This is a genomic window from Streptomyces sp. NPDC058335, assembly GCF_042723915.1.
Classification (GTDB): Bacteria; Actinomycetota; Actinomycetes; order Streptomycetales; family Streptomycetaceae; genus Streptomyces.
In genome coordinates, this window is the sequence record NZ_JBHXHX010000006.1 from 362,488 (window position 1) to 376,741 (window position 14,254).

8 protein-coding genes are annotated in these 14,254 nt (G+C 71.2%); 2 read left to right on the forward strand and 6 right to left on the reverse strand.

Going from position 1 to position 14,254, the window contains the following annotated elements:
- Positions 1-75: 75 nt before the first annotated feature.
- Positions 76-2,580: a lipopolysaccharide biosynthesis protein gene (locus ACFWJX_RS14245; RefSeq protein ID WP_383241594.1), complete on the reverse strand. Its 2,505-nt coding sequence runs from the start codon at positions 2,578-2,580 to the stop codon at positions 76-78.
- Complete coding sequence (locus ACFWJX_RS14250) at positions 2,573-3,877, reverse strand: DegT/DnrJ/EryC1/StrS family aminotransferase (protein ID WP_383241597.1); 1,305 nt, start codon at positions 3,875-3,877, stop codon at positions 2,573-2,575. Before ACFWJX_RS14250 ends, ACFWJX_RS14245 begins: the two co-directional genes overlap by 8 nt.
- Positions 3,878-4,305: 428 nt before the next feature.
- On the opposite strand from ACFWJX_RS14250, the gene fahA reads away from it, so the two are divergent.
- Together fahA and ACFWJX_RS14260 are read left to right on the forward strand one after the other, a co-directional pair.
- Positions 4,306-5,577, forward strand: a complete 1,272-nt coding sequence (fahA, locus tag ACFWJX_RS14255; protein ID WP_383241903.1) for a fumarylacetoacetase — start codon at positions 4,306-4,308, stop codon at positions 5,575-5,577.
- 146 nt (positions 5,578-5,723) lie between these two features.
- Complete coding sequence (locus ACFWJX_RS14260) at positions 5,724-6,662, forward strand: M56 family metallopeptidase (protein ID WP_383241906.1); 939 nt, start codon at positions 5,724-5,726, stop codon at positions 6,660-6,662.
- 76 nt (positions 6,663-6,738) lie between these two features.
- On the opposite strand, the gene recQ is transcribed toward ACFWJX_RS14260, so the two are convergent.
- The 4 genes from recQ to nuoL form a co-directional block, all read right to left on the reverse strand.
- The gene (recQ, locus tag ACFWJX_RS14265) at positions 6,739-8,793 is read right to left on the reverse strand and encodes a DNA helicase RecQ (RefSeq protein WP_383241909.1); all 2,055 of its coding nucleotides are present in this window, start codon (positions 8,791-8,793) and stop codon (positions 6,739-6,741) included.
- A gap of 249 nt (positions 8,794-9,042) precedes the next feature.
- The gene (nuoN, locus tag ACFWJX_RS14270) at positions 9,043-10,692 is read right to left on the reverse strand and encodes an NADH-quinone oxidoreductase subunit NuoN (RefSeq protein WP_383241600.1); all 1,650 of its coding nucleotides are present in this window, start codon (positions 10,690-10,692) and stop codon (positions 9,043-9,045) included.
- Positions 10,689-12,260, reverse strand: coding sequence for an NADH-quinone oxidoreductase subunit M (locus ACFWJX_RS14275; RefSeq protein ID WP_383241604.1), 1,572 nt, complete (start codon positions 12,258-12,260; stop codon positions 10,689-10,691). Before ACFWJX_RS14275 ends, nuoN begins: the two co-directional genes overlap by 4 nt.
- Positions 12,261-12,265: 5 nt before the next feature.
- Entirely contained in the window at positions 12,266-14,245 is a 1,980-nt protein-coding gene (gene nuoL, locus ACFWJX_RS14280; RefSeq protein WP_383241611.1) for an NADH-quinone oxidoreductase subunit L, read from the reverse strand.
- Positions 14,246-14,254: the final 9 nt, after the last annotated feature.

The following is a 14,254-nucleotide window of genomic DNA, read 5'->3' on the forward strand; positions in this document are numbered from 1 at the left end:
CGGCTCGGATCTCTCTCGTGGAGTGGCTGGCGGACGCACGGCGGTTCCCCCCTGGCGGTTCGACTCTGTGCTTGATCAGTCGCTGGACGGGTCGCTGGTTCGGGTGGTGACGGGGCTGCTGACGGCCCTTCTGTCGCTCACCGGTGACAGGTGCGGATCCGGCGCGGGCTGCGCCGGCGGCTCGGCACGGTGGAGGGACAGGAGCAGGACGAGCAGGAACAGCAGGCCGAGCAGCGGCAGCGCGGCGGGCGCGAGCGTCTCTCTCCCCGCCCAGCCCCCCACGGCGACGAGATAGACGATCCCCCAGCGCGCCGCCCACGGCAGCCGCCCGCCCGGACGGTCGCCGAAGCGCCGACCGACGCGGTCGAGCAGCAGCCACAGCAGCACGAGACAGAGCAGCTGACAGACGGGCGGCACCCAGCGCAGCAGCGGCTCGGGCCCGGGGAGGCCCAGGGTCTGCGCGAAGAAATCCGCCGTTTGGGTGTAGAACGCCCCACCCAGTGCCCGTGGTTCCCGTCCGAGGGCGACAGGTACGGCGTACAGCGCGAGGGCGACGGCTCCCAGCGCCGTACCCGGCAGCCACGCGTCGTGCCGCACTCCCAGCGTCACGGTGGCGACGAACAGCAGGAGCAGCGCTCCCCCGGCGAGCAGCGCGGGGCCGGGCAGCAGGCCCAGCATCCCCCGCCCGCTCAACGACTCCGCGAGACCGCCCGAGAGCCGTCCGCCGAGCCACGGCAGGTTCCGCAACGCCACGACGTAGGACACCGTGGCGATACCGAGGAGGCACCACAGCCCGGCGCGCAGCCGGCGCTGGCCGCGCTCGGACCAGAGGCCGTCGCCCTCGTGGCCGGGCGCCGGTGTGCTCGGTGCCTCTCCGCGCTCCGTCGGAGGTGTGCCCTTGTGCGGGCGGACGATCACCGCGAGCGTGTCCGCCTGGAGTGCCTCGCGTTCGTAGCCGGGGCGCCCTATGAACAGCGCGACGGTGTCCTCGTCGGAGGCCCCGTGCTCGTACGCCGCCCGGCGCGCCCAGCTCGTGCCGTACCCGGCGGTGGGATTCAGGCGGGCCCAGCGGGCGCCGTCCTCCGGCGGCGTGCCGTCGGGGGCGGTGGCCGGGGCGGCCCGGTCGGCGGGCGGGGCGTCGGCCGGCACGGTGGCGGGCGTCCGGCTCGTCTCCCGGAGCGCCGCCTTCAGCCCGAAGACCGAGACGACGGCGATCAGCGACATGCTCAGCAGCACCGCCCAGCCCGCGCCCGCGATGCCCGCCGGGGTGAAGAGCACGGCGGCGCTGCCCAGGACCAGCGTGCACATGGCGCCCTGGAGCGCGGCGAGCACACCGGTGCGGCCCTGTACGCGCAGCACCCCGATGTACATCTCCACCACGACCCGCGGCAGCGCCCCGGCGGCCAGCAGCCGCAGCACGGTGGTGCCGTGTTCGGCGTAGTCCTCGTTGAACGGCAGCAGAATCTGCGGCGCGAACACCACCAGCACCAGGACCACCGGCACCAGCAGCAGCGTCATGCGGCGCAGCGCCCCGCGGACGCCGTCGGCGAGCCGGCGCGGGTCGTGCGAGGCGTGCGCGGTGAGGGAGGAGGCCATGTTGATGGCCAGGAACTCCATCGTGCCGCCGACGGTGTACGCCACGTAGAAGTAGCCGTTCTCCGCCGCGCTGAAGCGGACGGCGACCATCACCGGCAGCAGGTTGATCATCGCCAGGCTGAACAGCGCGCCGAGCGAGTCCCCGGCCAGGAACCGGCCCATCTCACGGGCCTTGGGCGGTTCCAGGTCGCGGTCGGCCGCGGTCTGGCGCGGGATGAGCTTGCGGAAGATGAGCCAGCCCAGCGGCAATGTCGAGAAGGCGATCGCGGCGGCCCAGGACACGAAGATGCCGAGCGCGGGCAGTGCGGTGGCGAAGATGATCAGCAGGATCAGCTTGCCGATCGAGAAGACCGCGTTGCCGATCGGGACCCAACCGGATCTGCGCAGTCCGGTCAGCACGCCGTCCTGGAGGGTGAGCAACGCCCAGGCCACGCAGGCGACGACGAACGCCGCCCCCGCGGCCGTCGTGCCGAGCGGCGCGTACGAAGCCCCCCACAGGTCGAGCGTGAGCAGGAAGACGACGGCGGCGATGGTGACGACCACTGAACTCGCCGCGTACGCCCGCCACACCAGGGCGCCGGTCGCCCGTCCCGCGCGCGGGACGAAGCGGACGACCGCGCCGATCATCGTCGTCGCCGTGATGCTGGCCAGCAGGCGCATCGCGGCGATCGCGGCGGAGCCCTGTCCGACGGCCTCCTCGGTGTAGTAGCGGGCGGCCACGAGCCAGAAGCCGAGGCCGAGCACGGCGGAGACACCGGTGCTGAGCATCAGGAAGTAGGCGTTCCGGAACAGCGAGTCGGAATCCCGCCCGCCGCCACCGGAGCCGCCCGGCTCTGCCTCGGTCGGCGCCGGTGACTCGATCGGGGTTCCGCTTCCGCCGGGCGCCCCGGTCGCGGTCCCCGGTCGGACGGGTGCCCCGGCTTCGGCCCCGGCCTGTGTTTCGGCCAAGGTCCCGGCGTGTGTTCCGGCCTGCGTGTCAGCCACGGGTCGGCTCCAGCCCTCCCGGCGCCTCGGCCGGCCGCGCGCCGGACTCCTCCAGTACGTCGACGGCCTGCCGCGCCCGCAACGGATCGACCGGCAGCGCGTGCCGGGCGAACCAGCGGGCCCCTTCCGGATCCGGCGAGAGGTCGGTGAAGCCGACGCCCGCGTAGTCGTCGAGCGGCGGGTCGTAGAGATACCCGACGACGATGCCCCGCCGCGCGAGAGCCGCGATCGCGGCATCCCGGTCGGCGACGAACAGGGGGACCCGGAACAGGGGTTGGGCGACGGGTTGCGTGACGGCTTGCGTGACGGCTTGCGTGACGGCTTGCGTGATGCGGTGGGCAACGGGCCGGCTGACGGGGCGGGCGGCGGGCGGGGCGGCAGCCGGCCGTCCGGGTCCCGCACCGGATCCGTCCGCCTCACCCGCGCCGCCCCCCGGGACCGGCCGTGCCCACCGGGTGGACAGCAACTGCTCCGTGCCCGCCCGGCAGGCGGTCAGGACCTCGTCGAGGTGATCCAGCCTGCGGCCGATCCGGCCCAGGCGCAGCCCGCCGGAACGCAACCGGTAGTCGTGCATGTCGACCCGGACCCAGGAGTCGCTCGCGGTGAGGTCCGGCGCCGCACCGACCGCCCGGACCAGCTCCTCCGCCCGCAACGGCATCCGGACCTCCTCGCGCTCCATCAGCCCGAGCATCCGCATCGTGGCCCACGCGGCCCGCCGCAGCCGCAGCCCACGGACGGCCGCCTCCGCGTACGGCCGGACGGTGTAGGCCAGTTCGGCCGTCAGCCGTCCGGGCAGCAACAGGTCCTCGCAGGTCTTCTCCAGGGCCTCGCGCAGGCCCGGGTCGGCGCAGGACAGGAAACCGCCGGCCTTGGCGCCGACGTGCTTGGACAGACTGAAGACGGAAGCGTCGCCCCAGCCGCCGACCGGCCGGCCGCCCACCTCGCTGCCGATGGCGTGCGCCCCGTCCTCGAACAGGGGAATCCCCAGCGCGTCGCACTTCGCCCGCAGTCGCGGTGCGTCGTCCGGATTGCCGTACAGGTTCGTCGTGAGCACCGCGGACAGGGAGCCCCACACCTCGTCCGGCACCGCGTCGACGTCGATCGACGCGTCCAGCGGGTGCAACGGCGCCTGCACGGGTCTGAGTCCGGCCGCGAGCACGACGAAGAAGATCACGTCGTCGTTCACCGGCGACATCAACACCCGTCCGCCCGGCGGGCACCAGTGGCGCAAGGCCACGAACAGCCCGAACCGGCACGACGGCACGTACACGCATTCCCGGCCGAGTCTGCCGCGCATGGTCTCTTCCAGCCGTTTCGGCCGTGAAGCATGCCGCGTCGACCCGAGGCCGGCCTCCCCTGTGGCCATCTGCCCCCCAAATGTGCCATGGGAACGCCCCCTCCCCGAGGCCTTCCAGCACCCGCCCAGAGTCGCCCCTTTCGCACCGCTCCGTCAAGATTGCGGACCGGCCTGTGGACAACTTGCCGTACACGAACGGAAGCGGAGCGCTCCGACCGCGACACCTCATCTCTCACCTCCTGTGTCACTCTCGTGTCGCCCCGGTGTCCCTCCTGCGAGGTCAGCCGTAACGTGTGCCGCGACTCGGCGCACCCGCAGAGCACTCGCGGAGCACCTGCGCATGGCCGGCACCCGGCCATGGCGAACGTATGTGCAGACCCGGCGAACAGATGGAGAGCACGAAAGTGAGGCAGCACCCGATGCCCCCCTTGGCCCCCTTCGACCTCCCCGAGGGCGACCCCTTCGGCCCGCACAACCTCCCGTACGGCGTCTTCTCCCTCCCCAGCCCCGACGCCGACCCCGGCTCCGGCTCCGACACCGGCCCTCACGCCGGGTCCGCGTCCGGCTCCGGGCAGCGGACGGTCGGTGTCCGGCTCGGCGACCATGTGCTGGACGCCGGTGCGGCGGCCCATGCCCTCGGCTCCCCGCACGCCGACCTGCTCAGCCGCCCGACCCTCAACCCGCTGCTGGCGGCGGGCCGCACGACCTGGTCCGAGGTACGCCGCGCCCTGACCGAGTGGGTCACGGACCCCTCCCGCCGGCAGACGCTGCTCCCCTTCCTGCATCCCCTTTCCTCGGTTGCCCTGCACCTCCCCTTCGAGGTGGCCGACTACGTCGACTTCTACGCCTCCGAGCACCACGCCCGGAACGCGGGCGCCATCTTCCGCCCGGACGCCACGGACACCCTCCTGCCGAACTGGAAGCACCTGCCGATCGGCTACCACGGCCGCGCCGGCACGGTCGTGGTCTCCGGCACGGACGTCGTCCGCCCGTCGGGCCAGCGCAAGGCGCCCACCGACCCGGCCCCCGTCTTCGGCCCGTCCCAGCGGCTCGACATCGAGGCCGAGGTCGGCTTCGTGGTGGGCACGCCGTCGCGGCAGGGACACCCGGTCCCGCTGACCGACTTCCGCGAGCACGTCTTCGGCCTGTGCCTCCTCAACGACTGGTCGGCCCGCGACATCCAGGCCTGGGAGTACGTCCCCCTCGGCCCCTTCCTCGGCAAGTCCTTCGCCACGTCGGTGTCGGCGTGGATCACCCCGCTGGAGGCGCTGGAGGACGCGCGGCTCTCACCCCCCGAGCGCACCCATCCCCTGCTGCCCTACCTCGACGACTCCGCCACCGAGCCCGCCGGCTACGACCTGCGCATCTCGGTAGCCGTCAACGGCCACGTCGTCTCCGAACCCCCCTTCTCCACCATGTACTGGACGGCCGCCCAGCAACTTGCCCACCTGACGGTCAACGGCGCCTCCCTGCGCACCGGCGACCTCTACGGCTCGGGCACGGTGAGCGGCCCGGCCGACAACCAGCGCGGCTCCCTCCTGGAGCTGAGCTGGAACGGCCGCGACCCCCTGGAACTCCCCGACGGCAAGCGGACGTACCTGGAGGACGGGGACGTGGTGACCCTGTCGGCCTGGGCCCCGGGTCCGGGCGGGCTGCGGGTCGGGCTGGGCGAGGTGAGCGGGCGGGTTCTCGCGGGCTGACTCCGGCGGCCCGCGCCGTCATACTGGCGGCGGGAACGGTCCCCGTACCGGGCCCGCCGCACGCACCTTCCCGGAGCACGGCCCCGTCCGCCGCTCCGACCCGTTTGCCCACCGTCCTTTCCGACCAGGATCCGGAGCCCGTGGCAATGACTCTCTGCCTGCTCCTGTTGAGCGTCGTCGCCCTGACCGCCGCCGTGCCGGTCCCGCGTGCGCTGACCCGGGCCGAGTGGCCCGAGCGGGAGCCGGTGGTCGCCCTGTGGGTGTGGCAGTGCCTGGTCGCCACGGTGCTGCTGTGCTGTCTGACGGCGCTGGTCCTGGGGGCCGCCGCCGTCTTCCACACCGTCCGCAGCCAGGTCTTCGCCCCCGCGCCGCCGGCCGTGACGGAGGCCTACGACCTCTCCACCGCCCCGCTGTGGGCGACGGCCCTCACGCTGCTGCTGGCCTGCGGGGCCGCCTGGACCACCGCCATGCTCGCCCGCGAGCTGGTCGAGACCCGCCGGCGCCGCGGCCAGACCCGCGCCCACCTGCGCGAACGCGCCCCCGACCTGCCGGCGGGGCTGCCCTCCGCCCGGGGTCCACTGCTCGTGCTCGAGGACGAGTACCCGGACGCCTGGTGGATGCCCGGCAACCCACCCCAGCTGATCGTGACCACCGGTGCCCTGCACCGCCTCACCTCCCGTCAGATGGACGCGGTCCTCGCCCATGAACGGGGGCACGCCCGCGCCCACCACGACTGGCTGCTGCACCTGTCGACGGCCCTGGCGACCGGCTTCCCGCGCGTCCCCCTGTTCGCCCACTTCTGCGACCAGACCCACCGCCTGGTCGAACTCTCCGCCGACGACACGGCGTCCCGCCGCTGCGGTCATCTCACGACGGCCCTGGCGCTGATCGAGCTGAACCAGCACCGGGGCGTCCTGTCCTGCGCGTCCTCCCACCGCCTCCTGGGCGAACGCGTGGACCGCCTCCTCCAGCCGCCCCCACGGCTGCTGCGCCGGCACCGGGCCCTGACGACGACCGTGGCGGCACTGGTCCCCCTGCTCCCGCTGCTGATCACCTTCGCGCCGGGCCTGACCGCACTGAGCTGAACGCCTACCGGGGCCGGCTCCCGCCCCGGCGATCCCCTCCCCGGTCGCTCGCGTCCAGTCCCCCCCATCCGGCCGCCTATATCCAGTCCTCCGGTTCCGGCTCCGCGTCCATTTCGGGCCAGTAGTCGTCGGACCCGGCGTCCGAAGAGGGCACCCCGCCCGCGGCAGGCGCGGAACCCTGAGCCGTCCCCGGCCCCGTCCCGGGGTCAGGAGCGGCGACGGGAGCCGGGTCCGGGGCTTCGCCCAGCGACGCCAGCACGCCGATCACTCCCTCCCCGTACGTCGCCAGCTTCTTCTCGCCGACTCCGCTGATCCCGCCCAGTTGCCGTACGGACGTCGGCCACTCCGTGGCGATCTCCCGCAGTGTGGCGTCGTGGAAGATGACGTACGCCGGAACGCCCTGTTCCCGGGCCTGTTCGGCGCGCCATGCGCGCAGGGCCTCGAAGGCGGGCAGCAGTGCCTCGGGCAGTTCGACCGCGGCGGCCTTCGCCCTGCCCCTGCCGGAGGAGGAGCCCGACGTCTTCGCCGTCACCGGCTTCTTGGGCTCCTTGCGCAGCGGCACCTCCCGCTCGCGCCGCAGCACCTCCCCGCTGGAGTCCGTCAGCACCAGCGTGCCGTAGTCCCCCTCGACCGCGAGCAGCCCCTGTGCCAGCAACTGGCGGACGACACCGCGCCATTCGCCCTCGGAAAGATCATCGCCGATGCCGAACACCGACAGCTGGTCGTGGTCGAACTGGATCACCTTGGCCGAGCGCTTGCCCATGAGGATGTCGACGATCTGCACCGCGCCGAACTTCTGGCCGCGCTCCCGCTGCAACCGCACCACCGTCGACAGCACCTTCTGTGCCGCGACCGTGCCGTCCCAGGTCTCCGGGGGTGCGAGACAGGTGTCGCAGTTGCCGCAGCCCTTCGGGTCCGGTTCCTGGCCGAAGTAGGCCAGGAGCTGCCCCCGGCGGCACTGGACCGTCTCGCACAGCGCCAGCATGGACTCGAGGTGGGCTGCGGCCCTGCGCCGGAACGCCTCGTCGCCCTCGCTCGACTCGATCATCTTGCGCTGCTGTATGACGTCGTTCAGGCCGTAGGCCATCCAGGCCGTCGAGGGCAGTCCGTCACGGCCCGCACGGCCCGTCTCCTGGTAGTAGCCCTCGATCGACTTGGGCAGGTCGAGGTGGGCGACGAACCGCACGTCCGGCTTGTCGATGCCCATGCCGAAGGCGATGGTCGCGCACACGACCAGGCCTTCCTCCCGCAGGAAACGCGACTGGTGCGCCGCGCGCGTGCCCGCGTCCAGGCCCGCGTGGTACGGCACGGCCTCGATGCCGTTGCGGGAGAGGAACTCGGCGGTCTTGTCCACGGAGTTGCGCGACAGGCAGTAGACGATGCCCGCGTCGCCCGCGTGCTCCTCGCGCAGGAAGCTCAGCAGCTGCTTCTTGGGGTCGGCCTTCGGCACGATCCGGTACTGGATGTTGGGCCGGTCGAAGCTCGCCACGAAGTGCCGGGCCGTCGGCATGCGCAGCCGCTGTGTGATCTCCTGGTGCGTCGCGTGGGTGGCCGTGGCCGTGAGCGCGATCCGCGGGACGTCGGGCCAGCGCTCGCCCAGCAGGGAGAGGGCGAGGTAGTCGGGGCGGAAGTCGTGCCCCCACTGGGACACGCAGTGGGCTTCGTCGATGGCGAAGACCGCGATCTTGCCGCGCGACAGCAGGTTCAGCGTGCTGTCCAGGCGCAGCCGCTCCGGCGCCAGGTACAGCAGGTCCAGCTCACCGGCCAGGAACTCGGCCTCGACCGTGCGCCGCTCGTCGAAGTCCTGCGTGGAGTTCATGAACCCGGCACGCACGCCCAGTGCCCGCAGCGCGTCCACCTGGTCCTGCATCAGCGCGATCAGCGGCGAGACGACGACGCCCGTACCTGGTCTGACCAGGGAGGGGATCTGGTAGCAGAGCGACTTGCCGCCACCGGTCGGCATGAGGACGACCGCGTCCCCGCCGGCCACGACATGCTCGATGACCTGGCCCTGCTCACCTCGGAAGGCTTCGTACCCGAAGACCCGGTGGAGCGTGGCCAGCGCCTCGCTCTCCGTGCCCGGCATCTCGGTGGTTGCTGGCATCTCCCTGATCCCGCCCGTCCCTCGCATCGTCCCGTCCCCCGTACGTGGTCCCTCGACCACTGCGTCCACGATAGGGGTCCGGAGTGACACCGCCGGAGTTATCCACAGGCTCGGCATGATCGGCCGGCCCAGAACGGCCGCTATCGCACAGGCGACCGAAGGGCGAGCACCCGCCGCATACGCTCGCCGCAGACACCCGCCGTACGCGCTCGGCGCAGACGACGGCCCCGGCTCCCCTCCGCAGGGAACCGGGGCCCGTCGCACAAGCTCCGCAGGTCAGCGCACGAATACCCCTGCCTGGCTCGCCAGGTCCAGGAAGTACTGCGGTGCCACGCCGAGCACCAGGGTGACGGCCACGCCCACTCCGATCGTCGTCATCGTCAGAGGCGACGGGACGGCGACGGTGGGGCCCTCGGGCCGCGGCTCGCTGAAGAACATCAGGACGATGACGCGGATGTAGAAGAACGCGGCGATCGCCGACGAGATCACACCGACCACGACCAGCGGCGCCGCACCGCCCTCCGCCGCCGCCTTGAACACGGCGAACTTCCCGGCGAACCCGGAGGTCAGCGGGATACCGGCGAAGGCCAGCAGGAACACCGCGAACACGGCCGCGACCAGCGGCGACCGGCGGCCCAGCCCCGCCCACTTGGACAGGTGCGTCGCCTCCCCGCCGGCGTCCCGCACCAGTGTCACCACGGCGAACGCGCCGATCGTCACGAAGGAGTACGCGGCCAGGTAGAAGAGGACGGACGAGACACCGTCCGGCGTCGTCGCGATGACACCCGCGAGGATGAATCCCGCGTGCGCGATCGACGAGTACGCCAGCAGCCGCTTGATGTCGGTCTGCGTGATCGCGACGATCGCGCCGCCCAGCATGGTGACGACCGCGACGCCCCACATGACCGGCCGCCAGTCCCAGCGCAGGCCCGGCAGCACGACGTACAGGATCCGCAGCAGGGCGCCGAAGGCGGCCACCTTGGTGGCGGCGGCCATGAAGCCGGTGACGGGGGTCGGCGCGCCCTGGTAGACGTCCGGCGTCCACATGTGGAACGGCACGGCGCCCACCTTGAACAGCAGCCCCATGACGATCATCGCGGCGCCGATGAGCAGCAGCACGTCGTTGCCCATGGTGTCCGCGAGGGCCGGGCTGACGTTGGTGACCGTGCCGTCGACGACCTGCGCGATCGTCGCGTACGAGACCGAGCCGGCGTACCCGTACAGGAGGGCGATGCCGAACAGGGTGAACGCCGAGGCGAAGGAGCCGAGCAGGAAGTACTTGACCGCGGCCTCCTGCGACAGGAGCCGCTTGCGGCGGGCCAGCGCGCAGAGCAGATAGAGCGGCAGCGAGAAGACTTCCAGGGCGATGAAGAGGGTCAGCAGGTCGTTGGCCGCCGGGAAGACCAGCATGCCCGCGACCGCGAACAGCAGCAGCGGGAACACCTCGGTGGTGGTGAAACCCGCCTTGACCGCGGCTTTCTCGCTGTCGCTGCCCGGCACGGATGCGGCCTGGGCGGCGAAGGAGTCGACGCGGTTGCCGTGCGTCTCGGGGTCGAGTCGCCGTTCGGCGAAGGTGAACAGGCCCACCAGGGCGGACAGCAGGATCGTGCCCTGGAGGAACAGGGCCGGTCCGTCGACCGCGATCGCGCCCATGGCCGCGATGTGCGCCTTGGTGGTGCCGTACCCGTCCGCCGCCAGCGCCACCACCGCGGCGAACGCGGCGACCAGGGCGACGACGGAGACGAACAGTTGGGCGTGGTAGCGGGATCTGCGCGGCACGAATGCCTCGACCAGGATCCCGACGACGGCCGCGCCCACGACGATCAGGGTGGGCGACAGCTGCGCGTATTCGATCTTCGGCGCGTCGATCTTCGAGATCGGGTCGGCCGCGGTTGTCCACAGGTTGTGGACGACTGCTGTGCTCACTTGGCCGCCTCCACCTCGGGCTGGGGGTCCTTCTTGTGTACGTCGGACAGTGTCTGCTTGACCGCCGGGTCGACGATGTCCGTGACGGGCTTCGGGTAGACGCCCAGGAAGATCAGCACAACGATCAACGGGGCGACGACCATCAGCTCACGCGCGCGGAGGTCCGGCATCGAGGCGACCTCGGGTTTGAGGGGACCGGTCATCGTCCTCTGGTAGAGGACGAGGGTGTAGAGCGCGGCGAGGACGATGCCGAACGTGGCGATGATGCCGATCACCGGATAGCGGGAGAACGTCCCGACCAGGACCAGGAACTCGCTCACGAACGGCGCCAGCCCCGGCAGCGACAGGGTCGCCAGGCCGCCGATCAGGAAGGTGCCGGCGAGCACGGGGGCCACCTTCTGCACACCGCCGTAGTCGGCGATGAGCCGCGAGCCGCGCCGCGAGATCAGGAAGCCGGCGACCAGCATCAGGGCGGCCGTCGAGATGCCGTGGTTGACCATGTAGAGCGTCGCGCCGGACTGGCCCTGGCTGGTCATCGCGAAGATGCCCATGATGATGAAGCCGAAGTGCGAGATCGACGCGTACGCCACCAGCCGCTTGATGTCCCGCTGCCCGACGGCGAGCAGCGCGCCGTAGATGATGCTGATCACGGCGAGGACGAGGATCGCGGGCGTCGCCCACTTGCTGGCCTCCGGGAAGAGCTGGAGACAGAAGCGGAGCATCGCGAAGGTGCCGACCTTGTCGACGACGGCCGTGATGAGGACGGCGACCGGGGTGGTGGACTCCCCCATCGCGTTGGGCAGCCAGGTGTGGAGCGGCCACAGGGGCGCCTTCACGGCGAAGGCGAAGAAGAAGCCCAGGAACAGCCAGCGTTCGGTGTTCGTCGCCATGTCGAGCGAGCCGTTGGCGCGGGCCTCGGCGATCTCCGTCAGCGAGAAGTTCCCGGCGACGACGTACAGGCCGATCACCGCGGCCAGCATGATCAGTCCGCCGGCGAGGTTGTAGAGCAGGAACTTCACGGCCGCGTACGACCGTTGGGTGGCGGCCGCTTCCTCGCCGTGCTCGTGGGCCCGGTCCCCGAAGCCGCCGATGAGGAAGTACATCGGGATCAGCATGGCTTCGAAGAAGATGTAGAAGAGGAAGACGTCGGTGGCCTCGAAGGAGATGATCACCATCGCCTCGACGGCGAGGATCAGGGCGAAGAAGCCCTGCGTCGGCCGCCACCGTTTGTTGCCGGTCTCCAGCGGGTCGGCGTCGTGCCAGCCCGCGAGGATGATGAACGGGATCAGCAGCGCCGTGAGCGCGATGAGCGCCACCGCGATGCCGTCCACGCCGAGTTCGTACCGGACGCCGAAATCGGCGATCCAGGAGCGGGACTCGGTGAGCTGGTAACGGTCGCCGTCAGGGTCGAAGCGGACCAGGATGACGATCGCCAGGACGAGCGTGGCGAGGGAGAAGAACAGCGCCAGCGCTTTGGCGGCGTTGCGCCGCGCGGCCGGGACGGCGGCCGTGGCGATCGCCCCGATCGCGGGGAGCGCCGCGGTCGCTGTCAGCAGAGGAAAGGACATCGGTATCAGACCGCCCTCATCAGCAGGGTCGCGGCGACGAGGATCGCCACACCGCCGAACATCGAGACCGCGTACGACCGCGCGTAGCCGTTCTGGAGCTTGCGCATGCGCCCGGAGAGACCGCCGACCGAGGCCGCCGTGCCGTTGACGACGCCGTCGACCATGGTGTGGTCGACGTACACCAGGGACCGCGTGAGGTGCTCGCCGCCGCGGACCAGGACGATGTGGTTGAAGTCGTCCTGGAGGAGGTCGCGCCGGGCGGCCCTGGTGAGCAGGGACCCCCGCGGGGCGACGACCGGGACGGGACGGCGGCCGTACTGGGCGTAGGCGACGCCGACGCCGATCACCAGGACCACCATGGTGGCGAGGGTGACGGTGAGGGCGCTGATCGGAGCGTGACCGTGGCTGTGTCCCGTGACGGGCTCCAGCCAGTGCAGGAAGCGGTCGCCGACGCCGAAGAACCCGCCCGCGAAGACCGATCCGAAGGCCAGCGCGATCATCGGGATCGTCATGGACTTCGGGGACTCGTGCGGGTGCGGTGCCCCCGTCGGGGCAGCGACGTGACCGGATGCGGCCGCGGCGGCGGGCTCGGCGCTCGGTGCCTCCGGAGAGCGAGTGGGTTGGTTCTTCCAACGCTCCTCACCGAAGAACGTCAGCAGCATCACGCGCGTCATGTAGTACGCCGTGATGGCCGCGCCCAGCAGAGCGCAGCCGCCGAGGATCCAGCCCTCGGTGCCGCCCTTGGCGAAGGCCGCCTCGATGATCTTGTCCTTGGAGAAGAAGCCGGACAGACCGGGGAAGCCGATGATGGCGAGGTAGCCGAGGCCGAAGGTGATGAAGGTGACCGGCATGTACTTGCGCAGGCCGCCGTACTTGCGCATGTCGACCTCGTCGTTCATGCCGTGCATGACGGAACCGGCGCCGAGGAACAGGCCGGCCTTGAAGAAGCCGTGCGTCACGAGGTGCATGATCGCGAAGACGTAGCCGATGGGGCCGAGGCCGGCGGCCAGCACCATGTAGCCGATCTGCGACATGGTCGAGCCGGCCAGGGCCTTCTTGATGTCGTCCTTCGCGCAACCGACGATCGCACCGAACAGCAGCGTGACAGCGCCGACGACGGTGACGACGAGCTGTGCGTCGGGCGCCAGGTTGAAGATCGCCGCGGAGCGGACGATCAGGTAGACGCCCGCGGTCACCATCGTGGCCGCGTGGATGAGGGCCGAGACCGGGGTCGGGCCCTCCATGGCGTCCCCGAGCCAGGACTGCAACGGCACCTGGGCGGACTTGCCGCAGGCCGCGAGCAGCAGCATCAGGGCGATGCCGGTGAGCGTGGCCTCGGAGGCGCCTCCGACGAGTCCCGCCTCCTCGTGCGTGCCGAGCAGGGGACCGAAGGCGAAGGTGCCGAAGGTGGTGAACATCAGCATGATGGCGATCGACAGGCCCATGTCGCCGACGCGGTTGACCAGGAAGGCCTTCTTCGCGGCGGTGGCGGCGCTGGGCTTGTGCTGCCAGAAGCCGATCAGCAGGTAGGAGGCGAGACCGACGCCCTCCCAGCCGACGTACAACAGCAGGTAGTTGTCGGCGAGGACCAGGAGGAGCATCGCCGCCAGGAACAGGTTCAGGTAGCCGAAGAAGCGGCGGCGGCGCTCGTCGTGCTCCATGTACCCGATCGAGTACAGGTGGATCAGCGAGCCGACACCCGTGATCAGCAGGACGAACGTCATCGACAGCTGGTCGAGGTGGAAGGCGACGTCCGCCTGGAAGCCCTCGACCGGGATCCAGCTGAACAGGTGTTGCGTGAGCGTCCGGTCTTCGGCGTCCTTGCCGAGCAGGTCGGCGAAGAGGACCAGGCCGATCACGAAGGAGGCGGCCGCGAACAGGGTGCCGAGCCAGTGGCCGACGGCATCGAGCCGCCGGCCACCGACCAGGAGGACGGCCGCTCCGAGCAGGGGCGCCGCGATCAGCAGCGCAATCAGGTTCTCCACGATTCTTCC